Annotated in this window: 24 protein-coding genes; 9 read left to right on the forward strand and 15 right to left on the reverse strand. The window is 66.9% G+C overall.

Annotation, left to right across the window (positions count from 1 at the left end):
• The first annotated feature begins 13 nt into the window (after positions 1 to 13).
• Positions 14 to 967 (forward strand): cobalamin-binding protein, encoded by a 954-nt coding sequence (locus VKF82_05325; protein ID HME81477.1) that lies wholly within the window; start codon positions 14 to 16, stop codon positions 965 to 967.
• Here VKF82_05325 and murQ read toward each other — a convergent pair.
• The 5 genes from murQ to VKF82_05350 are packed head-to-tail and all read right to left on the reverse strand — an operon-like array spanning position 960 to position 6,643.
• The gene (gene murQ, locus VKF82_05330; GenBank protein ID HME81478.1) at positions 960 to 1,859 is read right to left on the reverse strand and encodes an N-acetylmuramic acid 6-phosphate etherase; all 900 of its coding nucleotides are present in this window, start codon (positions 1,857 to 1,859) and stop codon (positions 960 to 962) included. The two genes, VKF82_05325 and murQ, sit on opposite strands and share 8 nt — an antisense overlap.
• Entirely contained in the window at positions 1,852 to 2,772 is a 921-nt protein-coding gene (locus tag VKF82_05335) for a BadF/BadG/BcrA/BcrD ATPase family protein (GenBank protein ID HME81479.1), read from the reverse strand. The genes murQ and VKF82_05335 overlap by 8 nt, the downstream gene beginning before the upstream one ends.
• Positions 2,757 to 3,938 (reverse strand): anhydro-N-acetylmuramic acid kinase, encoded by a 1,182-nt coding sequence (locus VKF82_05340; GenBank protein ID HME81480.1) that lies wholly within the window; start codon positions 3,936 to 3,938, stop codon positions 2,757 to 2,759. Before VKF82_05340 ends, VKF82_05335 begins: the two co-directional genes overlap by 16 nt.
• A complete protein-coding gene (locus VKF82_05345) occupies positions 3,939 to 5,060 on the reverse strand; it encodes a serine hydrolase (protein ID HME81481.1) in 1,122 nt (373 codons plus the stop codon).
• A complete protein-coding gene (locus tag VKF82_05350) occupies positions 5,057 to 6,643 on the reverse strand; it encodes a glycoside hydrolase family 3 N-terminal domain-containing protein (GenBank protein ID HME81482.1) in 1,587 nt (528 codons plus the stop codon). The genes VKF82_05345 and VKF82_05350 overlap by 4 nt, the downstream gene beginning before the upstream one ends.
• A 64-nt stretch (positions 6,644 to 6,707) precedes the next feature.
• Here VKF82_05350 and VKF82_05355 point away from each other — a divergent pair, with 64 nt between their 5' ends.
• Together VKF82_05355 and VKF82_05360 are read left to right on the forward strand one after the other, a co-directional pair.
• Positions 6,708 to 9,386 carry a pitrilysin family protein gene (locus tag VKF82_05355; GenBank protein ID HME81483.1) on the forward strand — a complete coding sequence of 893 codons (2,679 nt, stop codon included), beginning with the start codon at positions 6,708 to 6,710 and terminating at the stop codon, positions 9,384 to 9,386.
• A 79-nt stretch (positions 9,387 to 9,465) separates the two neighbouring features.
• Positions 9,466 to 11,688 carry a hypothetical protein gene (locus VKF82_05360; GenBank protein HME81484.1) on the forward strand — a complete coding sequence of 741 codons (2,223 nt, stop codon included), beginning with the start codon at positions 9,466 to 9,468 and terminating at the stop codon, positions 11,686 to 11,688.
• Here the strand turns inward: VKF82_05360 and VKF82_05365 are convergent.
• From VKF82_05365 to VKF82_05375, 3 genes are read right to left on the reverse strand one after another with little or no spacing between them, the layout of a single operon-like run.
• Positions 11,685 to 12,656, reverse strand: coding sequence for an ornithine cyclodeaminase family protein (locus VKF82_05365; protein HME81485.1), 972 nt, complete (start codon positions 12,654 to 12,656; stop codon positions 11,685 to 11,687). The genes VKF82_05360 and VKF82_05365 overlap by 4 nt on opposite strands.
• Entirely contained in the window at positions 12,643 to 13,056 is a 414-nt protein-coding gene (locus tag VKF82_05370) for a MaoC family dehydratase (protein ID HME81486.1), read from the reverse strand. Before VKF82_05370 ends, VKF82_05365 begins: the two co-directional genes overlap by 14 nt.
• A 1-nt stretch (position 13,057) precedes the next feature.
• A complete protein-coding gene (locus VKF82_05375) occupies positions 13,058 to 14,248 on the reverse strand; it encodes a thiolase family protein (GenBank protein HME81487.1) in 1,191 nt (396 codons plus the stop codon).
• Positions 14,249 to 14,323: 75 nt separating this feature from the next.
• On the opposite strand from VKF82_05375, the gene VKF82_05380 reads away from it, so the two are divergent.
• A complete protein-coding gene (locus tag VKF82_05380; GenBank protein HME81488.1) occupies positions 14,324 to 15,121 on the forward strand; it encodes a YmdB family metallophosphoesterase in 798 nt (265 codons plus the stop codon).
• On the opposite strand, the gene VKF82_05385 is transcribed toward VKF82_05380, so the two are convergent.
• Positions 15,122 to 15,499, reverse strand: a complete 378-nt coding sequence (locus tag VKF82_05385) for a hypothetical protein (GenBank protein HME81489.1) — start codon at positions 15,497 to 15,499, stop codon at positions 15,122 to 15,124.
• 128 nt (positions 15,500 to 15,627) lie between these two features.
• Here VKF82_05385 and VKF82_05390 point away from each other — a divergent pair, with 128 nt between their 5' ends.
• Complete coding sequence (locus tag VKF82_05390) at positions 15,628 to 16,485, forward strand: aldo/keto reductase (GenBank protein ID HME81490.1); 858 nt, start codon at positions 15,628 to 15,630, stop codon at positions 16,483 to 16,485.
• Here the strand turns inward: VKF82_05390 and VKF82_05395 are convergent.
• The 3 genes from VKF82_05395 to VKF82_05405 are packed head-to-tail and all read right to left on the reverse strand — an operon-like array spanning position 16,472 to position 20,415.
• Positions 16,472 to 18,643: a prolyl oligopeptidase family serine peptidase gene (locus tag VKF82_05395; GenBank protein HME81491.1), complete on the reverse strand. Its 2,172-nt coding sequence runs from the start codon at positions 18,641 to 18,643 to the stop codon at positions 16,472 to 16,474. The two genes, VKF82_05390 and VKF82_05395, sit on opposite strands and share 14 nt — an antisense overlap.
• On the reverse strand, positions 18,633 to 19,556 hold the full coding sequence (locus VKF82_05400) for an NAD(P)/FAD-dependent oxidoreductase (protein HME81492.1): 924 nt from the start codon (positions 19,554 to 19,556) through the stop codon (positions 18,633 to 18,635). Before VKF82_05400 ends, VKF82_05395 begins: the two co-directional genes overlap by 11 nt.
• A gap of 19 nt (positions 19,557 to 19,575) precedes the next feature.
• Positions 19,576 to 20,415, reverse strand: a complete 840-nt coding sequence (locus VKF82_05405) for an MqnA/MqnD/SBP family protein (protein ID HME81493.1) — start codon at positions 20,413 to 20,415, stop codon at positions 19,576 to 19,578.
• A gap of 55 nt (positions 20,416 to 20,470) precedes the next feature.
• On the opposite strand from VKF82_05405, the gene VKF82_05410 reads away from it, so the two are divergent.
• The 3 genes from VKF82_05410 to VKF82_05420 are packed head-to-tail and all read left to right on the forward strand — an operon-like array spanning position 20,471 to position 22,423.
• A complete protein-coding gene (locus VKF82_05410; GenBank protein ID HME81494.1) occupies positions 20,471 to 20,884 on the forward strand; it encodes a metal-sulfur cluster assembly factor in 414 nt (137 codons plus the stop codon).
• A gap of 10 nt (positions 20,885 to 20,894) precedes the next feature.
• Positions 20,895 to 21,662 carry an ABC transporter ATP-binding protein gene (locus tag VKF82_05415; GenBank protein HME81495.1) on the forward strand — a complete coding sequence of 256 codons (768 nt, stop codon included), beginning with the start codon at positions 20,895 to 20,897 and terminating at the stop codon, positions 21,660 to 21,662.
• Positions 21,659 to 22,423: an ABC transporter permease gene (locus VKF82_05420; protein HME81496.1), complete on the forward strand. Its 765-nt coding sequence runs from the start codon at positions 21,659 to 21,661 to the stop codon at positions 22,421 to 22,423. Before VKF82_05415 ends, VKF82_05420 begins: the two co-directional genes overlap by 4 nt.
• Positions 22,424 to 22,470: 47 nt before the next feature.
• Here VKF82_05420 and VKF82_05425 read toward each other — a convergent pair whose 3' ends face one another.
• From VKF82_05425 to VKF82_05435, 3 genes are read right to left on the reverse strand one after another with little or no spacing between them, the layout of a single operon-like run.
• A complete protein-coding gene (locus VKF82_05425) occupies positions 22,471 to 22,929 on the reverse strand; it encodes a thioesterase family protein (GenBank protein HME81497.1) in 459 nt (152 codons plus the stop codon).
• Positions 22,926 to 23,276 (reverse strand): hypothetical protein, encoded by a 351-nt coding sequence (locus VKF82_05430; GenBank protein ID HME81498.1) that lies wholly within the window; start codon positions 23,274 to 23,276, stop codon positions 22,926 to 22,928. The genes VKF82_05425 and VKF82_05430 overlap by 4 nt, the downstream gene beginning before the upstream one ends.
• Positions 23,277 to 23,307: 31 nt before the next feature.
• Complete coding sequence (locus VKF82_05435) at positions 23,308 to 23,700, reverse strand: RidA family protein (GenBank protein ID HME81499.1); 393 nt, start codon at positions 23,698 to 23,700, stop codon at positions 23,308 to 23,310.
• A 113-nt stretch (positions 23,701 to 23,813) separates the two neighbouring features.
• On the opposite strand from VKF82_05435, the gene glgP reads away from it, so the two are divergent.
• On the forward strand, positions 23,814 to 26,351 hold the full coding sequence (gene glgP, locus VKF82_05440) for an alpha-glucan family phosphorylase (GenBank protein ID HME81500.1): 2,538 nt from the start codon (positions 23,814 to 23,816) through the stop codon (positions 26,349 to 26,351).
• Positions 26,352 to 26,515: the final 164 nt, after the last annotated feature.

The following is a 26,515-nucleotide window of genomic DNA, read 5'->3' on the forward strand; positions in this document are numbered from 1 at the left end:
CAGGCGCATAGCCATGCGCATCGTCAGCCTCTTGCCAAGCGCCACCGAGATCCTCTACGCGATCGGCGCAGGCGGCCATGTCGTGGGCGTCACCCACGAGTGCGATTTTCCCGCTGCGGCGCGCGCCAAACCGCGCCTCACGCGCAGCGCGCTGCCGCCGGGCGGCGGCGCGGGCGACATCGATCGCCACGTGCGGGCGTCGCTGCACGCCGGTTCCTCGATCTATGCGCTTGACGCCGCATTGCTCGAACGGCTGCGCCCGGATCTTATCCTCACGCAAGAGCTCTGTCCGGTGTGCGCGGTGTCGTACGATACCGTCTGCGCGGCGACGCGGCGCTTGAGCGGCGACCCGCGACTGGTCTCGCTCGAACCGTCGAGCCTGGATGACGTGTATGCCACCATCGGGTCGATCGGCGAGCTCACCGGACATGTGGGCGAGTCCGAGGCTGTGGTCGAGGGGCTGCGGACCCGCGAGCGGCACTTGCGCGCTCTTACGTCAGGTCTTGCCAGGCCGCCAACGCTGGTGTTGGAGTGGACGGATCCGCCGATGAGCGGCGGCCACTGGACGCCGGGACTGGTCGAGCTCGCCGGCGGCACTCCCGTGCTTGCGAATCCCGGCGCGGATTCTGCGCGCTTGGAGTGGGCCGCGATCGCGGCAGCTGACCCCGACGTCATCATCATCGCGTCGTGCGGCTTCGATCTGACCGCCGCCGCGGCAGCGGCGCGCGACCTGAGCGCCACTTCCGTGTGGGACGAGCTGCGCGCCGTGCGCTCGGGCCGGGTCGCAGTCGTGGACGGCAACGCATACGTCAATCGCCCTGGTCCGCGTCTGTTAGATTCCGCAGAGATATTCGCCGCCGCGATCCATCCTTCGCTTGCGGCCGAGCTGCCCGCGTACCTTGGCGGCTGGACGTGGCTTGCGGACGCTGCGCTATTCGCCCGCGCTCAAGAGCGCGGGACTACATAGCTTCGAGGGCGCGTCGCAGGCTGCCCCCGCTGCGCTCCAACAGCGCCGTCGCTTCGTCGCGCGCGACGCCGCGGCGCAGCATCAGCACCGCCGGCTTGACCCTGTAGTCGCACGCCGTGAGCGCCGCGCGCGCTTCTTCTTCTTCTTTGCCGGACAGCAGCGTCGTGATGCGCAGTGCCCGGGCGCGCAGTTTCGCGTTGCTCGCGGCGACGTCTACCATCAGATTGCCGTGCACGCGGCCGAGCTTGACCATCACGGCAGTGCTGATGGCCGCCAGCGCCATCTTCTGGGCCGATGCGGCCTTCATGCGCGTGGAGCCTGCCACCACTTCGGCGCCGGTCAGCAGCGCGATCGGGATCTGCACGCTGCGCGCCAGCGGTCCGTTCGCATCGTTGGTTATGCCGACGGTCAACGCGCGCACCGCTGCCGCCGCGCGCATCGCGCCGAGCACGTAGGGCGCCTGCCCGCTCGCCGAAAGCCCGACGACCGCATCCCGCTCCACGATGCGCGCAGCCGCGACCTCGTCGGCGCCTGCTTGAGCGTCGTCCTCGGCGCCTTCGACCGCTCTCACGAGCGCAGAGGGACCGCCGGCGATGTGCGCTACCACCAGATCCGGCGCCACGGAGAACGTCGGCGGCATTTCGGCGGCGTCGCCAAGCGCGATGCGGCCGCTCGTGCCGGCGCCGAAGTAGTGCAGCCGGCCGCCCCGTGCCAGGCGCTGCGCGATCGCGTCTACGGCGGCGCCGATGACGTCGAGCTCCCGTTCGACCGCCCAGGCGGCGCGCCGATCCTCGTCATTGATGCGGTGCAACAGTTCGTGGGTGTCGAGGACGTCCAGATCCGCGGTCGATGGATTGATCTCTTCAGTCAAAGGAAGCGGTGTGTCATCCATGCCGGAGCGCCTCGAGCGCCAGCGCGGCGGCTCCCAACGCCGCCTCGACCTGCAGACGGGTGACGACGCACGGATGAGCGCCCAGTGTCCGAGTCACCACGTGCGCGAGCTGCGGCACGGCTTCGAAGGCGCCGCCGGCCAGCGTGACCGGCAGCGGCCGATCCCCATCGCGAACGGCGCCGGCGACGCGGACCGCGAGCGCGCCCAGGAGCGCCCCTTGCCGTTCGACGATCTGCGCGGCGATCGGATCGCCTTGCGCGTGCGCCGGCCCCACCAACATCGCCAGACGCGCGATCCGCGCCACCGGCGCGCGCTCGCGCTCGAACTGCGCGATGAGATCCGTCACGCTTGCCGCGCCGAGCTCGCGGAGGAGCGCAGCGCTGAGCAGACCGCTTGGTTCGATCCCGTCCAAGACGCGCGCGCCGTGACGAAGCACCGCGCGACCTATCTCGTATGCGCTGCCGTCGTCGCCGATCTGCGGACCGTAGCCGCCCGCACGCACGGGCGTGCCGTCGGCGCGCTCACCGTATGCGAGCGAACCGGTCCCGGCGATGACGGCCATCGCGGGCCGGGCGGCGGTCGCGGCGCGCAGCGCGATGCGCCCGTCGTGCACGACGGTCAGCACGGTCCGTGCCGGCACGAGCGGGCGCAGCAGTTCTTCAAGCCGGCCGGCCCGCTGCGCGTCGCCCGCACCGGCGGCGCCGACGCAGAGCGCGCGCGCACCGCCGCGGGCCAGCAACGGCCGCAAGACCTGCGCGAAATTGCGGACGATGACGGACTCCTCGGCGCTTGAGACGTTCGCGCCGCCGGCCTTCGCCCACGCGATCGGCAAACCGTCGGCGGCGGCGAGGACTCCCGTCATCGCGCTCGCGCCCGCGTCCACGCCGATGACCGTGTCTAGGTGGTCGACCATAGCGCCCGCATGAGTTTGGGGAAATTCTTGCCCGGGGCGATGACGCCCATGACGACGCCGCTGCGCGCGCCGGTCGCGGACGGCAGATTGTTCGGTCGTCCGTACAGCGCTTCGTGCGCGAGCACCGCGAACACCATCGCCTCCTTGGCGTCGACCGGCATGCCGAACGCGTCGGAGCGCTCGATCACCGCGCTTACCGAGCGGCGGTCGAGCTCGTCCTCGAACATCTTCATGAGCGCGCGGTTGTGCACGCCGCCGCCGGAGACGATCACGCGAGCGCAGTCGCGCGGCACCGCGGCCGCGATCGTGCGCGCGGTCAGGGCGGTCACGCTGGCGATGAGATTGGGGCCGCTGACGCCCAGGTTCGCAGCCCGCTGCAGCACGTCGCCCGCGTAGGCTTCGCCGAACTCTTCGCGTCCGGTCGACTTCGGGCTTGGCCGGCGGAACCACGGCTCTTCCATCAATTCGTCGACCAGCGCCTCGGAGACGCGGCCGCTTTGCGCGAGCGCGCCGCCCCGGTCGTAACGCTGCACGCCGTGCGATTCGAATCGCACGCACGCGTCGATCAGCATATTGCCCGGACCGGTGTCGAACGCGCGCACCTGCTCGGGGCCACGCCCCGCCGGCAGCCAGGTGACATTGGCGATGCCGCCGATGTTGAGCGCCAGACGGCTTTCGGTGTCGCTGCGCAGCAAGAGGTAGTCGACGAACGGGACCAACGGCGCGCCTTCGCCGCCGGCGGCGACGTCGGCCACGCGGAAATCGCCCACGGTGGTCACGCCGGTCGCCTGCGCGATGATGGCGGGCGAGCCGATCTGCAGGGTGGCGCGGGTCTCAGGACGTCCTGACGTCATATGATACATCGTCTGGCCGTGCGAACCGATCGCATCCACGCTTGCCAGGTCGATGCTGGCGCGTGCGCACAGGCGCGTGGCGGCTTCGGCGAATGCGGTCCCGACGCGCGCGTTGAGCGCGCACACGTCGCGCGTGCTGCCCTGCTTGGGTGGGAGCGCGGCTTCCAAAGCAGCGCGAAGTTCGGCGTCGTACGGCGAGGTCGCATGCCCGAGCAATGCGATGTCGAGGCGGTCGCCGTGGCGCTCGAGGTCGATCGCCGCTGCGTCGATGCCGTCCAGCGAGGTGCCTGACATCAGACCGATGACGCGCATCTACGGGTGACGGTCGAGTAAACTCGACCGCTCCATGGGTCTTAGAGGTTCGAGCTCGGCGATCACCGCGTCGTGCACGGCGGCGCGCAGGTCCGCGATCGGGCCGGGCTCGCGAGTCACGTACACCCGATTGGTCAACAGCACGACGGTGAGCGCGCGTTTGGGATCCACGATCAGCGAGGTCCCTGTATACCCGGTATGTCCGTAGGTGTTGGGCGAAAGCGATCGGCCCCACGGCCGTGCGTTTGAGGACTTGAGCGCCCAGGCCAGGCCGCGCCGCTCGTCGTGCGAGCGCGCGTGCTCTTTGACGGCGCTCTGCGACGTCGCTCGCGACAGCACGCGCCGCCCCGCATACTGCCCCGCTTGCCGATACAGCTCGCTGAGACGGCCGACGTCCGCCGCCGCGCCGAACAGGCCCGCGTGCCCGGCCACGCCGCCCATCGACCAGCACGTCTCATCGTGGACCTCGCCCCGCAAGAGTCTGCCGCGCCATTCGTCGCGTTCGGTGACGACGGTGCGATCGAGGATCGCGCCTTGCGGAACGTAGCCGCAGCTGGCGATCGCGAGCGGGTCGAACACCAGGCTTTGCAGCGCGATCGGCAGCGGCACGCCCGATAATCGCGCCACCGCCTCGCCTGCGAGGATGAACCCGCAATCGCTGTACACGACTCGCTCGCCGGGCGCATTGGTCAGCGGCGTCGCGCATACGCGTTCGATGACGCGCGCTGCACTGCTCTCCGCGCGCGCGTTCACGCTCGGCGGCAAACCGGACGTGTGGGTGAGCAGATGCCTGAACGTGACCATCGCGCGTCGCGCGTCGCGGCCGGCGAACTCGGGGAACGTCGCCACGATCGGATCGTCGAGCGCGAACCGGCGCTGGTCGAGCAGCACGAGCAGCGCCGTCCCGACGGCGATCTTGGTCAGCGACGCAAGATCGAAGATCGCATCGTTGCCCGCCACCGCGCCCCCGGGCGCGACCTCGCCGAACGCGGCTTCGCACACGATGTCGCCGGAGAGCCGCACGTGCAGCACCGCACAGGAGCACACGCGTCCGATCGAGCTCTCGACGAGCGCGCGCGCAGCGGGCAGGGAGCGGTCCAATGTACCTGCGGGTCGGGTCATACCGTCGGCACCGCGTGAGGAGCCGCCGCGAGCGCGACCGGCAACCGTCCCTGCGCCGGCGCGCGGCCGAGCAGCACCGCGGCGGCGGCTTCCAGCTCGACGTCGCCGTCGCCGAATGACGCGATGACGGCGACCTCGTCCGGCAGATGCGACGCGTCGTACGGCTCGAGCGCCGCAACCGCGACGACCGGTTTGCCGAACAGCGCGAGATCGGCCACCGCTCGCGCCTGCAGCGGGTGCGCGAACGCGCGGCGCGTGAGCGCGACGAATGCATCGGCGGTCCCGGCTGCCAGCAGCAGCTGCTTGTATTCGTGACCGGCCGGATCGAGATCGCGCAGCTGTTCGGTGACGCGATACCCGGCGGCGGCGATCGCCTTGCCGAGCGCGCTTTCGACGCGCGCTCCCGTGGACTTCGCAGGACCGCCTTCGATGAAATTGACGACCAGCACGCGCGCGCCCGCGTGCAGCGCAAGCGGCGGCGCTCCGCCGCGCGCGCGCACGAGCGTCACCGATCGGCGCGCGACGTCGCGCGCGAGCACGGCGCGGTCGCGCTCGAACGCCGCGCGATCGACCGGCCGCTCGCGTGCGCCCGCCGTCAGCATCTGCGCGCGTGCGCGCAGCGCCTCCACGCGCGCAAGACTCGCCTCGATCTCTGGCGCGCTCAGCCGGCCGGCGGAGACAGCCGCGTGCAACGCGGCCAGCGCCCGGCGCGCCGTCTCGACGTGGGCGAACAAGAGCAGATCGGCTCCCGCCGCAAGTGCGGCCTCGGCAGCTTCCTCGATGGTCCGATCACCGAGCCCCTTCATCTCCAGATCATCGGTGCAGATGACGCCCTTGAACTTGAGCTCGTCGCGCAGCAGGCCGCGCAGCAGCGCGCGCGACTGGGTTGCGGGGCTGCCGGCAGGGTCGAGTGCCGGTGCGGCGATGTGACCTGCCATGACGACGTCGACATCCGCATCGATGGCCGCGCGGAACGGCGCGAGATCCACCGCGCGCAGATGCTGCTCATCGCCGGACGCGGTGGCTGGCACGAGGTGCGAGTCCAGGCTCGTGCCGCCGTGGCCGGGAAAATGTTTGGCGGTCGCGACCACACCGGCGTCTCGCAGCCCGAGCACGGCAGCGACGACGTGGGTGCTCACCGCGCCCGCCTCTCCGCCGAACGAGCGCAACCCGATCACGGGATTGTCGGGGTCGGTGTTGACGTCGGCGTCGGGCGCGAGGTCGAGCGTGATGCCGAGCGCCTGCAAGTCCGTGCCGATCGCGCGATAGACGTCGCGCGTCAACGCCGTGTCGCCCGCGGCCCCGAGCGCCATGGCCGACGGCGCCGACACGCCGAGCGCATCGAGACGCTGCACCGTGCCGCCTTCTTGGTCGATCGCGATCAATAGCGGCGGCCGTCCTGGCGGGCGGGCGGCTTGCAGCACATCGGCGAGCGCGCGAGTCTGCTCGGACGTCGCGATATTGCGGCGAAAGAGGACGGCCCCTGCCGTCCCCGCAATGAACGAAAGCGTTTCGTCCGAAACGGTGGTCCCGTCGAAACCCGCCAGGATCAGACCGCTGAGCCGGCCCGAAAGCTCTTCCACGCGCCCGCCTCCACGGACCCGTACAAGAGCGCTCGTCCCGCTCCCTCTTGAGGAGAACCATCGCTTGAACCGACTCTCGATAGCCCTTGCCTGCGCATGCGCGGCGCTCTGCGTGCTCGAGACCCTGCCTGAGCGCGCGTCTGCCGATGCAAGCGCGAGCACCCTGCGCGCGACGCTGTCGAACGGCTTGCGCGTCATCATCGTGCGCGACGCGCTCGCACCGGCTGTGACGGCGGACATGGTCTACCTCGTGGGCTCGGATGAGGCGCCGGCCGGCTTCCCCGGCATGGCGCACGCGCAAGAGCACATGGCGTTCGGGCGCAGTTTCAAGGGCTTGAGCGCGAGTCAGCTCGCGGACATCGGCACGTTGATGGGATCGGACAGCGATGCGGAGACCCAGAACACGATCACGCAATACTACTACACCGTGCCGGCCAAAGATCTGCCCTACGCGCTGAAGGTCTTCGCGCTGCAAGCGCACGGCGTGCTCGACGCGCAAGACGAATGGGCGCAAGAGCGCGGCGCAATCGAACAAGAGGTCGCGCGGGATCTTTCCAATCCCTTCTATCGCTTTTTCTCGCAAGCGCAGTCGCATATGTTCGCCGGCACGCCCTACGAGCACGACGCGCTGGGCACGCGATCCTCGTTCGACAAGACGACGGGCGCGATGCTCAAGACGTTCTACGGAACCTGGTACCAGCCGAACAACGCGGTGCTGGTCATCGCCGGCGACATAGATCCGCAGGCGACGCTGGCCTCGATCAAGACGCTTTTCTCACCGATCACGTCGCATGCGGTGCCGGCGCGGCCCGCGGTGCATCTGCAGCCGCTCAAAGCGCAGACCATCACACTCGACAGCGATCAACCATTCGCCATCGCCTTCGTCGGGTATCGCCTGCCCGGGCTCGACAGCCCGGATAGCGCTGCGACGCGCATTCTGGGCGCCGTGCTCGCAAGCCAGCGCGGCGATCTCTACGCGCTGGGCATGCAAGGCAAGGCATTACAGGCGGGGTATTTCCCGGGCGATCCGCTGCCCAAAGCGAGCTCGGGCTTCACGTACGCGGCCATGCCGCCGGGCGCCGATATGCCGGCGATCGTCGCCACCCTCAAGAGCTCGATCGACGCGTACAAGAAAAACGGCGTGCCGCCCGACCTGGTCGACGCGGCCAAGCGCCAGGCTGTGGCGCAAGTCGAATTCAATCGCAACTCGATCTCCGGGCTAGCCAGCGCGTGGGTCGACGCGGTCGCGGTCGAGGGCGTGTCGTCGCCCGACGACGACGTGAACAAGCTGCAAAAGGTCACCGTCGATGACGTCAACCGAGTGCTGCGCAAGTATTTCGACAACTCGACCGCGCTCGTCGGCATACTCAATCCGAAACCCGCCGGACAACCGAGCGCGTCCAAAGGATTCGGCGGCGCGGAATCTTTCGCGCCGGCCAGCCCGGTGAAGACCACGCTGCCTGCGTGGGCCCAGGGTCTGCTGGCGACGGTCAGCGTGCCGCAATCCACCCTCAACCCGACTGCGATCACGCTGCCTAACGGGCTGCGGCTCATCGTGCAGACCGAGACGATCACGCCGACCGTCACGGTGGTCGGCGCGGTGAAGAACAACCCAGACCTTGAGGCGCCGACTGGCCAAGAAGGCGTCGACGGCGTGCTCGACGGGCTGTTCGAGTACGGCACGACCTCGCTAGACCGCCTTGCCTATCGCAAAGCGCTCGACGACATCGCCGCCAATACGTCGCTCGGCACCGACTTCGCGCTGACCGTGCTCTCGTCGAAGTTCGATCGCGGCATGGAGCTGCTGGCCGATGGTGAGCTCCACCCGGCGCTGCCGGCGCAAGCGTTCACGATCGTGCAGCAGCAGACCGCCGGTTTTGTCGACGGCCAGCTCAAGAGCCCCGACTATCTCACCGACGTGGCGCTCGTCAAAGCGCTGTATCCGCCGGCGGACCCGCAGCAGCGCGAACCGACGGTCGACAGCGTCAAAGCGCTGACGCTCGACGACGTCAAAGCGTACTATGGAGTCGTCTTCCGCCCCGATCTCACCACGATCGTCGTCATCGGAGACATAACGCCCGACGAGGCCAAAGCGTCGGTCGAGAAATGGTTTGGGTCCTGGAGCGCGACCGGACCCACGCCGGCTACCGATTATCCGGCCGCTCCCAACAACGTGGCCTCAGCCGCCGACGTGCCTGCGACCGGACGCGTGCAAGACACGGTCACGCTCAAGGAGACGATCGGCGTGCTGCGCAGCGATCCAGACTATTACCCGCTGCAGCTAGGCGGATCGATCCTCGGCGGCGCGTCTTTCTCGTCGCGGCTCTACAGCGATCTGCGGGTCAAAGGCTCGCTGGTCTACTTCGTCCAGCAAGGCTTTGACATCGGCAAGACGCGCAGCACGTTCGAGGTCGGCTACGGCTGCGACCCGCCCAATGTGTCCAAGGCGCGGGCGCTCATCGAAAGCGACGTGCATGACATGCAGACCGCGCTGGTGACGCCTGAAGAACTGCAGCGCTCCAAGGCTGGCCTGCTCGCGGATCTGACCCTTTCCGAATCCAGCGAGCAAAGCGTTGCGGGCGGGATGTTGCGCCGGGCGCTGTTGGATCTGCCGTTGGACGAGCCGACGCGCGCTGCGAACCGCTATGCGGCCACGTCTGCAGAACAGATCCGCGATGCCTTCGCGAAGTGGGTGCGCGTGCCCGACCTGGTCCAAGTGACCACCGGGCCGCCGCCCAAATGAACGGGGAGGCTGAAACATCGCGGCGCAGGCCGCCGTATATGCAGTAGCACGATCACGGCGAAGGATCACGCGCAGGGGCATGTCGTTCCGATCCGTCTTGGCTGGAGTTGCATTCGCCGTTTTCTGCTTCGGCGCGGGCGCGAGCGGCGCGTTCGCGACCGTTGACCGGCTGACCAAAGTCCCCGCGGCGCGCGCGACCGCCCCGCTCCCGCCCGACGCTTCGCTCACCGATCCGCAATGGCAAAGCGGCCGCCTGGCCGACGACTTCTACAATTTCACCACGCAGCGGCCGGCGGCGATGAAGACCGTGGGCTACGTGCTCTATGACGACACCGATCTGTACGTCGCCTTTCATTGCGAGCAGCCCGGCGCGCCGATCGTCGCAAGCCAGACGACCAACAACATCGGCGAAGGACTCGACGACTACGTCACGATCAGCATCGACCCGAGCGGCAACGGATCGCGCGTCTACGAATTCAGCACTACGCCCAAAGGCGTCCAGTACGCGACGTCAAGCGAATCCAATCGCTACAACCCGTCCTGGCAGACGGCGGCGAAGATCGACGGAAGTTCGTGGAACGCGGTCATGGTCATCCCGCTCAAGGATCTGCGCGCGTCGCCGGGTTCCTGGCGCATCAATCTATCGCGCCACCTGTCGTCCTCGGATGAGGATCTCACGTGGGCCTACGAGCGGCAGATGGACGCCATCGAGGATTCGACGTATTGGCCGTATTGGACCGGGCTTTCTTTCAAGGCGCTCTCCGCGCGTCCGTCGCCATATGCGAACATCTTCGGGCTGGCAAGCGCGGGGGCCGACCGCAACGTCTTCCCGCAGCTCAACGGCACGGCAGGTCCATCGCACGCCCCACACCTGGGCGTCGACGGCGCGATACCATTCACCGACACGCTTGCGCTGGTCGGCACCGTCAACCCGGACTACTCCAACGTCGAGTCCGATCAACAGACGATCACGCCGCAGCAGTTCCAGCGCGCACTGACCGAATACCGCCCGTTCTTCTCCGAGGGCGAGAGCTTTCTCACCCCCAACGTGCAGTTCGGCATCAACGGGCCGTCCGACGAACCGTTCTACACGCCCTCGATCGGACAGTTCAACGGCGGCGCAAAGGTGGAGGGCACGGCGGGCCTCAACGCGATCGGCGCGCTGGCCGCCGTCGGCCCGGGCTTCAACGACGAGGCGTACGGTTTCAACCATCGCACCGCCGATCAGGCCTCGCGCTACTGGTTCAACGGCGTCGAGGCGCACCACACGGACAACGGCTCGAGCGTGACGCCGTGCCCGTTCGTCAACGCAGTCGAACTGACGTCATGCACCGATTCGCTGTTCGAGTTCGGCACGCGCATCTCGAGCCTGAAGACCGGCGTCGAGGAGGCGTTCGACTACGCGACCGAGACCGGGCAGTACGTGCCCGACGCCGCTAAGGGCCATAACTTCATCGTCTTCGAGGCGGTCAACCGCGCCCACTACAGCGTCGCTGCGGCATACCGCGACGTCCAGCCCTACTATGCGCCGGTGGACGGCTTTACCCTGATCGACGACATCCGCGGACCGGCCTTCACTGCCAGCGCCGTCGGCCAAGGCAAGCCGGGCAGCCCATTCAAGTCCTACAGCGCGAGTTTCAACGCGGAGCGCTATCTCGACGAGTCGGGCAACGTGCACTACAGCGAGTACAGCTGGTTCGTGCAGGCTCAACTGCGCGATCTGCTGTCGTTCAGCGCCGGACCGCTCGACAGCTCGATCCGCCAATACGACATCGGCTACCCCGTCTACCTCAACGGACAGACGTTCGCGTCGCACACCAACTTCTTCGGGCTCAACTACCGCGACGGCACGCCGCAGTCGATCGACGCCGGCTGGACCTACGGGCCGAACGCCGGTTTCCTCGCACCGGGCGGAGTCCAGCAGACGACGTACTCCTCCTTCTATTTCAATGAGGTCACGATCGACGTCGCGGACCAGTTGAACGCGCGCTGGAATCTAGGCGCGGGCTATGCGGGAGACAGCTCCCGCTGCTTCTTCACCGGCTGCTACGTGCAGCAGTCGCTGCGCCGCGTGAACCTCGGTTATAGCCTCGGGCCGGACTCCAACGTCTCGCTCGCATATCGGACGATCTCAGGCACGGGATATTCGCCGACCGCCGTCAACTTCGCGGCCGCGTACCATCGCAAGTTCATCAACGGCAACGAGCTGTATGTCGAGTGGGGCACACCGCAGACGACGTCGCAGCTCGACCGCTTCGTGCTGAAGTACGTGCTTCACATCGGGGGCGGTTCGGGGACCTAGAGGTCGACGGTGGTACCGGTGCCGCGCTCGACGGCGCGCTCGTAGACCAGCGCCGCGCACGCGAGGTCCTCGATCGCGATGCCGAGCGATTCGAACAGCGTGATCTCCTCCGGCGCGGTGCGCCCGACCGTCCTGCCCGCGACGACGTCGCACAGCAACGTCAGCCGTGGCGCGGCGGGTAGGGCGCCATCGCGCATCGCGAGGACGATGTCGCCCGCCTCGTGCAGCGCGCCGTCGATCGAGTCGACGAAGATCGATGCGAGCGCCATCAGCTCGGGCGGGATCTCGCGCGCGTGCGGCGTGCATGCGCCGACCGCATTGACGTGGGTGCCCGGAGCGATGCTGCCGCTGCTGACGACCGGCACGGGGGACGACGTCACCGTGCAGACGATGTGGGCATCGCGGCACGCCTCGTCGCTTGTGTCCGGCGCGCGCGCCTGCATGCCCTCCGCGCACAGCTGGCGCACGAGCGTCTCCGCGCGCAGACGGTTGTGCCCCCACACGCGGATGTCGTCCAGGTTCGCCACGAGAGCGAGTGCGCGCGCATGTGCGAGCGCCTGTACGCCGGTCCCGATGATCGCAAGCGTGCGCGCCGTCTCGGCGGCCAGCGCGCGCGTGGCGACCGCGGACACCGCGGCGGTGCGCAACTCGGTGATCAGCCGGCCATCCATGAGCGCGGCGGGCCGACCTGTGCTGGGATCGAAGAGCGCGATCAGCGCTTGGTGCGTGTGCTCGCCGCGTTGCGCGTTGCCTGCGAAGACGCTGACCAGCTTCGAGCCGAGCGCTGCCGGATCGGATGCGATCGTACCCGGCATCGAGGCGAGCAGACCATCTGAGTTGGCGACGACGCCGCGCAGCGGGAAGATCGCGCGCCGCTCCGCTTGGGCGTGCAGCGCCCGCTCGACCGTGTCGATCGCGTCCTGCATGGTGAACAGCGAGGCGACCTGTGCCTCGTCAAGCGTCAGCAAGATCGTCCAACAGCACGCGCGCCTCGCCGTCGAGCACGATGTGAGCGGCTTGATTCGCGCATTGCGTGCGCAGGGTGAGGAGCGGCTCGTCGGCCGCGATCGCGGTGACGGTCACCGTCGCGGTGATGCGATCGCCGACGAAGACAGGCCTGCGGAAATAGAGCGTTTGCGAAACGTAGATGCAGCCCGGACCTGGAAGCTTGGTGCCGATGACCGCGGAGATGAGCGTCGCGGTGAGCATGCCGTGCGCGATCGGACGTTTGTAGCGGGTGTGGCGCGCGAAGTCCGCGGACAGGTGCATCGGATTGGTGTCGCCCGAGACGGCGGCAAAGGCGGCGACGGCCGCCTCGTCGATGGTCTTGCTGATCTGGGCGCTGGCTCCGATCTCCGGCGCCTTCACCTCACACGCGCTCGAGCGCGATCGCCGTCGCCCCGCCGGTCCCGTGACAGATAGAGGCGATACCGCGCTTGCCGCCCGACTGCGACAACGCGTTGAGCAGCGTCACGATGATGCGCGAGCCGGACGATCCGAGCGGATGGCCGAGCGCGATGGCGCCCCCATTCACGTTGAGCTTCTCGTAGGGCACGTCGAGCAGCTCGTGATAGAGCACGTTGTTGAGCGCGTAGGCTTCGTTGTTCTCGAACAGGTCGAAGTCGTCGATCTTCATGTGCAGCTTCTCGAGCAGCCGCTTCACCGCGGGCACCGGCGCTTCTGGGAACCGATAGCCGGGGCCGGCGGCCCAGGCCGCGCCTAGGATGCGCGCTTGCGGCTCAAGGCTGTGCTTTTTCACACCTGCCGCGCTGGCCAGCACGAGCGCCGACGATCCGTCGGAGAGCTGGCTCGAGTTGCCGGCGGTGAGCACCCCGTCTTTGGAAAACGCAGGGCGCAGCGAAGCGAGCCCTTGCGCCGTCGTGTCGGCTCGGATGCCTTCATCTTGATCCACGACCGTCGGGCCCTTGCGCCCTTCGAGCGTGACGGGAGCGATCTCGCGCGCGAAGGCGCCGTTTTGCGTCGCCGCGTGCGCCCGCTGCTGCGACCATAACGCGATTTGGTCGAGCTGGTCGCGCGTGACCTCGAACTCGCGCGCGAGCCGTTCGGTCTGGATGCCCATGCCCTCGCCGGTCAGCGGATCGGTGAGACCGTCGACGACCATGACGTCGCCGACCTGCTCGGGCGCGCCGAGCAGCGTCTTGTAGCCCCAACGCGCGCGGGCCGAGATGGTGAATGCAGCTTGCGACATCGACTCGAAACCGCCGGCGAGGACGACATCGGCATCGTCGAGCTTGATGAGGTTGCTCGCGTTCATGACGGCTTGCATGCCGGACGCGCAGACCATGTCCACCGCGTAGCCGTCAATCGTGTCGGGAATGCCCGCTTTGATAGCGGCTTGGCGGGGGACCAATTGGCCGAAGCCGGCGCGCAGCACGTTGCCGAAGATGAATAGATCGAGGTCGTCGCCGCGCACGCCCGCTTTGTCAAGCACGGCCTTCATAGCGTGTGCGCCGAGATCCACCGGCGACACGTCCTTGAGCGCGCCGCCGAACTTGCCGATTGGGCTGCGTACCGCCGCAGCCACGAACGTCTCTGACATATGTCCCTCCGAGCCCATGGTCTTAATCCGAGCGCCGGAGCAGTCCTTGGCGGCCGCGTTCCCGAACGACAGGGCATGCGACTTCTGTTCTTCGGCGATATCGTGGGGCCACGCGCGGTCGCCGCGCTGAGCGAGCGCATCCCAGGCTGGCGGCGCGAGCACGCGATCGACGCCGTCGTCGCCAACGCCGAAAACGCCGTCGTCAGCCGCCCTTCCGACCCCAGGACCGGCTTCGGCATGAGCGCGCAGGCAGTCGAAGCTTTGCTCGAGGCAGGCGTCGACGTGATCACCGGCGGCAATCACTCGTGGGATGCGCCGGATCGCGAAAGCGTGCTCGATTCAGCGCGCGTGCTGCGTCCGCATAACGTCGTCGGCGCGTTGCCGGGGCACGGCGTGGTGGAGTTCACAGCCGGCTCGCAACCGCTGACGATCATCAATCTCATAGGAGAATCCGCGGCCGGAGAGCGCTACACCGTGTCGAATCCGCTTGCCGCGTTCGAAGGGCTCGCGCTTGGGCACGCTCGCGTGCTCGTGGACTTCCATTCAGACTCGGTGACCGAGAAACAGACCTTCGCGCACGCGGTCGACGGCAGGGTCGCCGCGGTCCTCGGCACGCACACGCACGAGCCGACGTCGCTGCTGCACACGCTTGCGCGCGGTAGCATATTCGTGGCCGAGGTCGGGATGGTGGGGCCGCTGGGCGGCGTGCAGGGCATCGCCCCGGAGTTCTTCGTACGCGAGATGCGCGAGTTCAGGGAGCCGCATCATTTCGAGCTGGCTCGAGGCGCACTGACATTGGGCGCGGTGTTGCTGGAGATCGGCGAGGATGGCGTGAATTCGGCGGCGCGGTTCGCGCCGCGCGATTGGCCGTGACTACTTGATCTCTATCGTGACCGCGACGTGCTGACCGTTTTGCACCACGCCGGTGACGACGACGTGTGCGCCGGGGCGGATGTCGGAAATGCTGCCCGTCTCGCCGTGCTTGGCGATGGAGGTGGTCGGCGTCACGTGGATCGATTGCTTGACGCCTGCTGCCAGCACTTCGATCACGTTCTGATCGTACGATACGCCCTGGACGACGCCGGTGATGTTGAAGTTCGTATCTGCGGCGAGGGCGACAGACAGCGCCCCGCTGGGCCGCAAAGCGGCCTGCCAGGCGGGCCCCGCCGTGCCGGCCAACCCGACGACAGCAGCCGCCAGCCCAAAGGCCACGAGGCCGCTCGCGAAACGAACGATGATCCTGTTCGACATCCCAAACATCATACGCCAGTATAACGCCCCGTGCAACCCGAGCGTTGCGTCGGACGCGCATCCAGTTGCTTCCTTTATCGTATCCTCATCGCCGAGGCGGCGACCGGCGCAGGCGCGAACGCGCCGGCATGGACGGCGAAACGCTGCCCGTTCGGCCGCTCGGCCGGACCGGCGAATTCGTGACCGCGCTGGGGCTCGGCGGCGAGGGCGTATTGCGCTCGTTCGCGCGCGACGAGCAGGCTCGCGACGTCATCGAAGCCGCGCTTGACGAAGGCGTCACGTATTTCGATTGCGCTCGCGCGTACGCCGGAAGCGAGCAGTACTATGGCGCGGCACTGGGAGCTGCTCGCGACCACATCTTCTTATGTTCGAAAGCCCACGACCGTTCGTTCGCCGGCGCGCTCGAATCGCTCGATCAGACGCTGGCGAACATGCGCACCGATCATCTGGATCTGTGGCAGTTGCACGACGTACGCACCGAGGAGGACCTCGACCTGCTCGATGGCGAGCGCGGCACGTATGCCGCGTTCGCGCGTGCCAAGCGCGAGGGCAAGGCGCGTTTCATCGGCATCACCGGGCATTACGACCCACAGGTCATGCTCGCGGCGATCCAACGCTTCGCGTTCGACACGGTGATGCTACCGGTCAACCCGTGCGAGGCGACGGTGGATTCGTTCGCATCGGTCGTGATCCCGGAGGCGGCGGCGCGCGGCATGGGCATCATCGGGATGAAGGTGCTCGGCCGGGGCTTGCTTTTGGGGATGAAGGAGGATCCGCCGGTGGAGGCGCTGATCGACTACGCGCTGTCGGCGCCGATATCGGTCGCCATCATCGGCTGCGACGACGTTGCGCAGGTGCATGCAGCAGCGCGTGCGGCACGCGCGTTCGCGCCGATGTCCGCCGAACATCAGCGCGCGCTTGAGAAACGTCTGAGCGCGGAGAGCAAACGCACGCTGTATTACAGACGGAGCGTCAGTCGTCCATGAGCTTGCGCGTGAAGTAGATCATCTCCAGCGCGGTCGTGTGGGCTCGCTCGTTGAGGTTGGCGCCGGCGCCGTGGCCGCCTTCGGTCACTTCATAGAAGTAATACGGGATGCCCATCGCCTGGAGCTTGGCCGCAAATTTGCGCGCGTGCTGCGGGCCCACGCGATCATCTTTGGTCGTCGTCCAGATCAGCGGCTGCGGGTAGGCGACTCCGGGCTTGATATTGTTGTACGGGGAGATCGAGGCCAGGAACGCGCGCTGCTCCGGGTTTGAGACGCTGCCGTACTCGGCGACCCACGAAGCGCCGGCTGCGATCTGCTCGTAGCGCAGCATGTCGAGCAGCGGCACCTGGATGTCGACGGCATTCCACAATTCCGGATGCTGCGTGAATTCGACGCCCATCAGCAAGCCGCCGTTCGAACCGCCCTGGATGCCGAGCCGGCGAGGACTGGTGATCTTTCTCGCGATCAGGTCTTGCGCGACCGCTGCAAAATCATCGTAGATGCGTTGGCGGTGCACCGTCAGACCTGCATCGTGCCACGCCGGACCGAATTCGCCGCCCCCGCGGATGTTGGCCAGCACGTAGACGCCGCCGCGCTCCAGCCACAGCTTGCCGAGAAGCCCCGAGTACGCCGGGGTCTCGGAGATCTGGAATCCACCGTACGCGTACAGGATCGTCGGATTCGAGCCGTCGAGCTTCATCTGCTTTGGATGGACGATGAAGTAGGGGATCTGCGTGCCGTCTTCGGACGTCGCTTCGTGCTGCTCGACGACGTCGCCGGATGCGTCGAATCTCGCCGGCGACGCTTTTGTCATGGCAAGCGATCCGCTGCCGGCGTCGGTGAGCCACAGCGACGTGGGCGTGAGGAAGCTCGTCACGTACAAGAAGGCGTTCTCGTCGTGCTGATCGGCGGCTGCCAGCGAGATCGCGGAGTTGTCGGCAAGCGCCAGCTGCCGCTTCGACCAGCCGCCGTTCGCGAGCGGCGTGTACACGTAGGCGCGACCTCTCACGTTGTCCAGCGTGGTGATGATCAGATGTGCGCGCGTATCGTCGACGCCGTCGAGCGATTCGCGAGGGCCGGGGGCATAGACGAGCGTGGGCACGAGGTGTTCAGGGTCGGCCGTCACCGCGGCCAGATCGAGTGAAACGAGAGAGCCTTGTATGAACGCGGTGCCGTTCACGGCCCAGTCCTGCCGCAGACGCAAGAGCAGGCGCCCCGCGATCATCGCGCTGACGTCCGCTTTGGGCGGGACCTCTAACTTGCGAGTGCCGGCAGATGTGACCAGATAGTACTCGCTGGTGAAAAATGTCGTATTGCGGACGATCATCACCGCACGGTGTCCCTGGCCGTCGTGCAGCGCGAACGGTGAGACGCCGACGTCGCTTGGCATTCCGCGGAAGACTTCGGTCGCGCCGGCGAGCGGCTGCCCCCGCTTGAGGCGCTTGACGACGTATGGATAACCGGAGGTCGTCATCTCGCCCGGGTTCCATTCGCGTGCTGCCAGCAGCGTGTCGCCGTCTTCCCAGGCGACGTCTTGCTTGCCGCGCGGCAGGACGAAACCGCCGGCTGGGAACTGCTCGTTCGTCAGATCGAATTCGCGGATGGTGTCCGCGTCTTCGCCGCCGTCGGACAGGTGGAGGAGACAACGCCGTTCCTGAGGCCAGTAGCAATCGGCGCCGTGCCACACCCAATTGGCGTTCTCGGACTTTGCCAGTGCATCGAGATCGAGGACCGTATCCCACGCGGGCGAGGTCTTGGAATAGTCGGCGAGCGTCGTGCGCCGCCAGATCCCGCGCACGTGATTATTATCCTGCCAATAATTGAAAATCTGGCTCTGGATGAATTCCGGCGCCGGGATGCGATCCTTCGCTTCTGCGATCTTCAGCGCGTTTGCGTAAAACTCGGCGAAACGCGGATCCTTCTCGAGCACGCCGAGCGTCTTCGCGTTCTCGGCCTCCACCCACGCCATCGCCTTGGCGCCGTGCACGTCTTCGAGCCAGATGTACGGGTCGGTCGCTTCGGCGCTTGGCGCCGATGGACTCCCTGCTGCCGCAGGTGAAGCGGACGGAGCCGGCGTCGTCGCTGCCGCCGAAACGCTCGCAAGGAGCGCGAGAAGCGAAAGCCCGATAATGAGATAGCGAACCATACTACGAAGCACGACGCGTGGTCCGTGCGAGGGCATCTGCTTCTTCGCTGAGCAGCTCGCTGCAGATCGCCATCGCGGCGCGCACGCCGCTCGACGCCGCGAGGATCACCTGATGCACGTTTGTGACCGCGTCGCCGGCCGCGTAGCAGCCGCGGATATTGGTCCGGCCCTTGTCATCGACGACGATGGAACCCCACCAACCGGCTTTGCATCCGAGCGACTTCGCGATCCCGCAGCTCTGGCGCAGCGGAGCAGAGAGGAACAGCGCGTCGCACTCGATGCGCCTGCGGTCTTCGAATTCGAGCTCTTTGAGCGCGCCCTTGTCGTTGCCGACGAGCCGCCTGATCGGCCCCTTGATGAGCCGGCAGTGCGTCGCCTCGAGCCAACGGCGCTGTTTCGGACTCACGGTCAGCGATCCGTCCTCGGTGCACACGGTGAGGTGTTTGCTCCAACCGTAGAGCTCTTGTGCGAGGCCGACCGCCGCCTTCGCATTGCCGTACACCGCGATCTTGCGATCGCGGAATTCCCAGCCGTCGCAGAACGGGCAGACGAAGACGCTCTTACCCCACAGCTTGTCGAGATTCTTGATGCTGGGCAGTCTATCCCGAAGCCCGTTGGCGAGCAGCAGGCGCCTGCCGGCGAACTGCTCGCGGGATTCCGCCGTGACCACGAATCCGTGGGCCGTGCGCTTCGCGCGCTTGACCGTCGCCGTGACGAGCTTCACGTTCGGATAGTGTTTGAGTTCGGCGCGGGCGAGATCGAGCAGCTTTGCCGGCGGCGTGCCATCGCGCGACAAGAAGCCGTGCATCCGCTCGGCGACCGCATTGCGAGGTTTGCCTGCGTCGAGGATCAGCACGTCGCGGCGGGCGCGCCCGAGCACGAGCCCCGCATTGAGTCCGGCCGCCCCGCCTCCGACGATGATCACGTCATACGGAGGCACGGCGCTACGCGACGAAGTCGACATCCGCAACAGCCGGGATCACGCCGGCCTGCGCGCCGCGTTCCAAGAACAGCCTGATGCTTGCCCGGCCGTCCTCGCCCAGATCGACCGTGCGCCGGTTGACGTACATGCCGACGAACGTGTCGGCCGTCTTGGCCTCCATGCCGCGCGCGTAACGCAGCGCCCAGGCCAGCGCTTCGTCTCGATGCGCCAGCCCGTATTCGATGCTCGCTTTGAGCTCGCGCGACGCGCGCTTTTTCACGTCGTCCGGCAGCGAGCGCTTGATCGTGTTGACCCCGAGCGGCAGCGGCAAGCCGGTCTGCTCGAACCACCACGTGCCGAGGTTGACGATCGAGCGCAAACCGTGCTGCTCGTGGGTGAGCTGGCCCTCGTGGATGAGCAGGCCGTAGCGCGCATCTCCGGCGGCGACGGCTTCCATGATCTGGTCGAACGGCATGACGACAGGCGTGAAGTCGCCGACACAAAGCCGCAGCGCGAGGTAGGCGCTGGTCATGAGCCCGGGGACAGCGATGGTCGCGCCGCGCAACTCGTCGAGCCCGATCTGCTCGCGTGCGACGACCATCGGGCCGTAGTCGCGCTCGCCCATCGACGCTCCATGATTGAGGATCGCGTACTTGTCGGCGACATACGCGTAGGCGTGGACCGAGATCGCCGTCGTGTCGAGCTTGCCCTCGCGCGCCCACTCATTGAGCGTCTGGATATCTTTGAGGATATGCTCGTACGCGAGCGCGCCGTCGCCGACTTTGCCGGCGGCCAGAGCGTAGAACATAAATGCGTCGTCAGAGTCGGGCGAGTGGCCCAGCGTCAGGGTCTTGGTCATCATCGCGCGTGCGCTTCGCGCAGGACCATGCCTTCCCCGCCCCTAAACACCTAAGCCCATGACTGACGAAGAGACCACTGCGGCAGCGGCGGACGGTCGAATGAATTCGACCGCTCCAACGCCTGCCGTGAATTCGGCCGCTCCGGCGACTGAGACCGCTGAATACCCCGTCACCGAAGAGGTCGTGCGCGAGGCGCTGCGCAGCGTCGTCGATCCCGAGATCGGCCTCGACATGGTGAGCCTCGGATTGCTCTACGGCGTCGCGGTCGACGGATCGAAGGTGAAAGTCACGATGACGCTCACCACGCCCGCCTGCCCAGTGGGTCCGATGTTCGTCAATGCGGTGCACCAAGCGGTGATGGCGATCCCAGGCGTCTCCGAATGCGACGTCGATCTGACGTTCTCGCCGCCGTGGGATCCGCGCACCATGGCCAGCGACGAAGTCAAACTCCAAATGGGGTTCTATTATTGAGTTCGGTCGAATGAATTCGACCGCTCCATCCGACGGCGCCACCAGCGGCGCCGTTTGCGTTCGCAACCTGGTCAAGCGCTATGGCGCGGTCGTCGCCGTCGACGACCTTTCGTTCGACGTCGCGCCGGGCGAGTTCTTCGGGTTCCTCGGGCCCAACGGCGCCGGCAAGACGACGACCATCAACGCGATCGTCGGATTGGCGACGTTCCAATCCGGATCGATCAGCGTCTTCGGCGCCGACGCCGTCAAGCAGTTCCGCGCGGCGCGCTCGTACATCGGCCTCTCGCCGCAGGAGTTCAACTTCGACCGTTATCTGACGGTCGAAGAGATCCTCATCTATCAAGCCGGCTACTACGGCATCCCGCCGTCGCGGGCGAAACCGCGCGCCGAGGAGCTCATGGCGCAGTTCGAGCTGAGCGACCGCCGCACGTCGACGTACCTGCAGCTCTCGGGCGGATTCAAACGGCGCCTCGCGCTGGCGCGGGCGCTGGTGCACGAGCCGCGCCTGCTGATCCTCGACGAGCCCACCGCCGGACTCGACGTCGAACTGCGCATCGAGCTGTGGGAGTTCTTGCGGCGCATCAACGCGGGCGGCATGACGATCTTCTTGACCTCGCACTACCTCGAAGAGGTCGAGATGCTGTGCTCGCGCATCGGCATCATCAACCGCGGAAAGCTGGCGGCGCTCGCCGACAAGGACACGTTGATCGCCAAACACGGCCGCGGGTCGCTGCAAGACGTGTTCTTGGAACTGGTGGGCAAGGGCGCCGAGGCATGAGCAATTGGATCGGCTTCGCGACGCTGGTGCGGCGCGAGTTCAAGCGCACGATGATGACCATCAACCAAGTCGTCTGGCCGCCGATCATCACGACGCTGCTCTTCTTGTTCATCTTCGGCGTGGGCTTAAGTTCGTCGATGCGCCAGATGGGCGGCGTGCCGTACGTCCAGTTCTTGCTGCCCGGCCTGGTCATGCTCAACGTCATCTCGTCGAGCTATGACGAGGCGGCATCCTCGCTGTTCCAACAGCGTTTTCAGCTCTCGATCCAGGAGCTGCTCATCGCGCCGCTGTCGGATCTCGAGCTGCTGCTCGGCTATCTGACCGGCAGCATCTTGCGCGGCGTGGTCATCGGCGGGCTGATCATGCTGATCGGGCTGCTCGTCGTGCACCTCGAGCCGCGCAACGGTCTCGCGCTCGCGTACTTCATGTTCTTCACCGCGCTCCTCTTCTCGTCGGTCGGCATGATCGGCGCGCTGCTGGCCAAGACGTTCGACAATCTGGCCATCGTCACGACCTTCTTCATCACGCCGCTGACGTACGTCGGCGGCGTGTTCTCCAGCATTCACGTCTTGCCGCCCCTCGTGCAGCATGTGTCGTTGTTCAACCCGATGCTCTACATGGTCGACGGCTTGCGCTTCGGCTACATCGGGCAGTCGGATATCGCGCCATGGATCGACGCAGCGGTCGTCACCACGCTTGCGGTGATCGCGTTCGTCGTCGCGTACTTGATGGTCAAGAAGGGCGTCAATCTGCGGGTGTAGGCGCGCCCGCGCTCAAGAGCGCGCGACTACATCAGTGCGAAATTACATCAGGTCTTGGTGGCGCGTTTGGGAGCGGTCGTCAGCGTCTTGCCTTCGAACGCCTCGACCTGCGCTCGGCGCAGGTCCGAGATCGGGATCGAGCGCTCGGCTGCGAAATCGTACATCACCTGGACGGAATTGACCTCGGCCACGAGCGCGTGCGAGTTCGCGTCCACGATCTGCAGCTCCATCAGGAATGACGAGCGGCGCAGGTCGGTGACGCGGCAGCCGACGAGCAGCTCATCCCCGAGCTTGGCCGCGGCATGATAGCGCACGGTCAGCTCTGCGAGCACGAAATCGAAATCCTCGACGCCGGAGAGCTCGCACACCCGCATCCAATACTCGTTGCGCGCGGTCTCGCAATAGGTCAGATATGCGGCGTGATTGACGTGCCGAAGGCCGTCGATGTCGCGGAAGACGACTGTGACCGGCCGGACGAATTTGAACCTCGATAGATCGGCGTTCATTCGAGCTCCGGCGGCGGAGGCGGCGGCAGCCAGCGGTGCAGGATCGCGCCGGAGTACACGCCGAGAAACGGCGGCACAAGCGCGATCAACGGCTGCAACAGTTGCCCGGCAGACGGCGCGCCGAAGGGCAGCGACATGCGGTACACGATCTCCGCGATGGGCACCCAGATACCCAGCACCAGCGCCCAGCGCCATGGCGCGTCCGGGCCGATGTAGCCCAGAAGCCCGCCGAACATGAACAGCAGGACGTAGACCAGCACATCACCGGCGCCATGCAATGCTGCGTACGCGGTGATGAAGCCCAGCACGATAGAGAGGGCGGTCAGCCACAGAGTCGCGGTCCTCACGGGCGGCTACTTCAGCGGCCCGGCGGGACATTCATGCCCCCCCGACGATGGCGTCGGCCTCTATCTCCACGAGCACATCGGGTGCGATCAGCCGCCTCACCTCGACCATCGTGCACGCGGGCCGAACGCCGGCGAACATCTCCGCGTGCGCCCGGCCGACCGCTTCCCATTGCGCTGCGATATCTGTGACGTAGATGCGTGTTCGCACGACGTCCTCCGGCCGGACGCCGGCCTCGTGCAGCGCGTGCGCGATGCGAGCAAGCGCCGCTTTCGCCTGCGCGTATGGGTCGGACGCGACCACCGACCCGGTCTCATCGGTGCCGGTGGTACCGGACACAAACACGTGGGCGCCCGCCCGTACGGCCCGGGCGTAGCCGACGCGACCCTCCCACGGCGAGCCGCTTGCGATGTGAAGCCGCTCCATGGACCCCCCTTCATTAAGGACGCGGCGCGAAGGGCGCGCGCGCGCGCGTTCAAAAGAACGTGCTCATCACGCCCGCCCGCGCGTCCGAGGCGATGCGCTTTCGAAGGTCGGTCATGGCCGCTACTGAGTTCACGATCGAGATCCAGCCAAAGATCCCGGAGCGGCTGGAACGCCTTGGCGAGCTGGCGCACAACCTGCGTTTCAGCTGGGACCGGACGACGCGCTCGCTCTTCGCACGGCTGAACACGCAGCTGTGGGAAGCGGTCGGTCATAATCCCAAAGTCTTTCTGCGCCGCGTCGAGGAGCGCCGCCTGCAGCAGGCGGCTGAGGATCCGGTCTACCTCGACTCATACGACCGCGCGGTCTCTCGTTTCGACACGTACTTGCGCGAGACGCCGCGCGCCGACGGTGCGACGCTGGGTGCTAGCGATCTCGTGGCGTATTTCTCGGCGGAGTTCGGGTTTCACGAAAGCTTCCAGATATACTCGGGCGGCCTGGGCATCCTCGCGGCCGACCAGTGCAAGGCCGCCAGCGACATGGGGCTGCCGTTCGTCGCGGTCGGCCTGCTCTATCGCCAGGGCTACTTCCAGCAGACGATCGACGGCGACGGCAATCAGCACGCCACCTACATGCCGTCCGACGTCGCCGATCTTCCGGTCTCGCTGCCGCGCGACGCGGACGGCGAAGAGATCCGCGTGCGCGTCAACATCGGCCAGCGCGAGGTCGTGCTGCGGCCGTGGCTCGCGGAAGCAGGGCGCGTGCGGCTCATCCTGCTCGACAGCGACGTGCCCGAGAACGCGGAGGCCGATCGGCGCATCACGTATCAATTGTACGGCGGCGACATAGACACGCGCATCAAACAGGAGATCGTGTTGGGCATCGGCGGCGTGCGCGCATTGCGCGCGCTCGGGCTTGAGCCAACCGTCTGGCACATCAACGAAGGCCACGCCGCGTTCTCGGTGCTCGAACGCTGCCGCGAATTCGTCACCTCCGGCCTCGACCTGCCGAGCGCGCTCGAGGCGGTGGCATCTGCGACGGTCTTCACGACGCACACCCCGGTCCCGGCCGGGCATGACGTCTTCAGCATCGAGATGATCGACCACTATCTGGGTGACATCGCAAAAGAGATGGGTCTCGGCCTCAAGGACATCTCGGCGTTGGGCCTCAAGCCGGGCGATCCAGGCGGTTTCAACCAGACCGCGCTGGCGATACGCGGGTCGCGCTACGACAACGGCGTGAGCCGGATCCATCGCGACGTGTCCGCCCAGCTGCTCGCCTCGATGTGGCCGCAGCTGCCACCCGATGAGAGCCCGTTATCGTACGTCACCAACGGCGTGCACGTCGGCACGTTCCTTGCGCGCGAGTGGGTCAATCTGTTCGACACGACGCTCGGCGCCGAATGGCGCGGGGCGCAAAAGGATCCCGAATTCTGGTATCGCCTCGACACCATCCCCGACCAGCTCTTCTGGAGCGTGCGCCAGCAGATCAAGGCGAACCTCATCACCGAGCTGCGCAACCGCTTGACCACGCAGTTCCGCCGCAACGGCGTGTTCGAGACGCAGATCGAGCGCACGCTGCGGCTGCTCAATCCTGACGACCCGAACGTGCTGCTCGTCGGTTTCGCACGCCGCTTCGCGACGTACAAGCGCGCGACGCTGCTGCTCACCGATCCCGAACGCTTCGCGCGCATCGTCAACGACCCGGAGCGGCCCGTCGTCTTCATCTTCGCCGGCAAGGCGCATCCCGCGGATATGCCCGGCCAAGACATGATCCGCAAACTGTACGAAGCCTCGCGCGAGCCGCAGTTCGACGGCCGCATTCTCTTGGTCGAAGGCTACGATCTCAGTCTGGCGCGCCACATGGTGTCAGGGGTCGACGTCTGGCTCAACACGCCGCGCTATCCGCTGGAAGCCAGCGGCACGTCCGGACAAAAGGCCGGCATCAACGCGGTGCTCAACTTGAGCGTGCTCGATGGCTGGTGGGGCGAAGGCTACGACGGGCATAACGGCTGGGGCATCCGGCCGTACCCGGTCAATGCCGACATAGAGCGGCGCGATCGCGAGGAGGCCGCCAATCTGTACGACATCATCGAACACGAAGTGCTGCCGCTGTACTACGAGCGGCACGCGCTCGGCTATTCCAAACGCTGGGTCGAGAAGTCCAAGCGCTCGATGCGCACGCTGCTGCCGCGCTTTTCCGCGTCGCGCATGGTCGCCGAGTACACGGAGAAGTTCTATCAGCGCGCGGCCGAGCACGGGCGCAAGCTCACCGCTGCCGGCGGGGCGGCGGCCGTGCAGCTAGCCGCATGGAAGGCCAACGTGCGTGCGAAGTGGGATGGCGTCGGGATGCGCTTGCTCGACGAGCCGCCGCGCCGCGTCTCGTTCGGCAGCCATGCGCGCATCGAGACGGCCGTCAACCTCAACGGCCTCGCGCCGCAGGACGTGCGCATCGAGTGCCTGTTCGGCGACCACTCGTATCAATTCGTCGAGGCCGGACCGCTCGATGCGGGCGAGCATCGCTTCACGTTGGATCTGCGCCCCGAGCACTGCGGGCTGGTCACCTACCGGATCAGGATGTACCCGTTCCACGAGCTGCTGGCGCATCCGCATGAGGTCGGCCTGATGATCTGGCTGTCGCACAACAAAGACTGATCGCGCGCTCGGCCCGCTCGCCCGCTGCGAGCGATACGTCCCACGAGAGCGTCACGGTGGCCGCCTGCGTGATCTTCTCGAATCCCGACTCCGAACGCGAGACCGTCACCAGCGGAGCCGTCGCAAGCGTGCATGGCGGCTGCATGGTGAGATCGACCCGGCCG

This window comes from Candidatus Eremiobacteraceae bacterium, assembly GCA_035314825.1.
In the GTDB taxonomy this organism is placed as follows: domain Bacteria; phylum Vulcanimicrobiota; class Vulcanimicrobiia; order Eremiobacterales; family Eremiobacteraceae; genus JAFAHD01.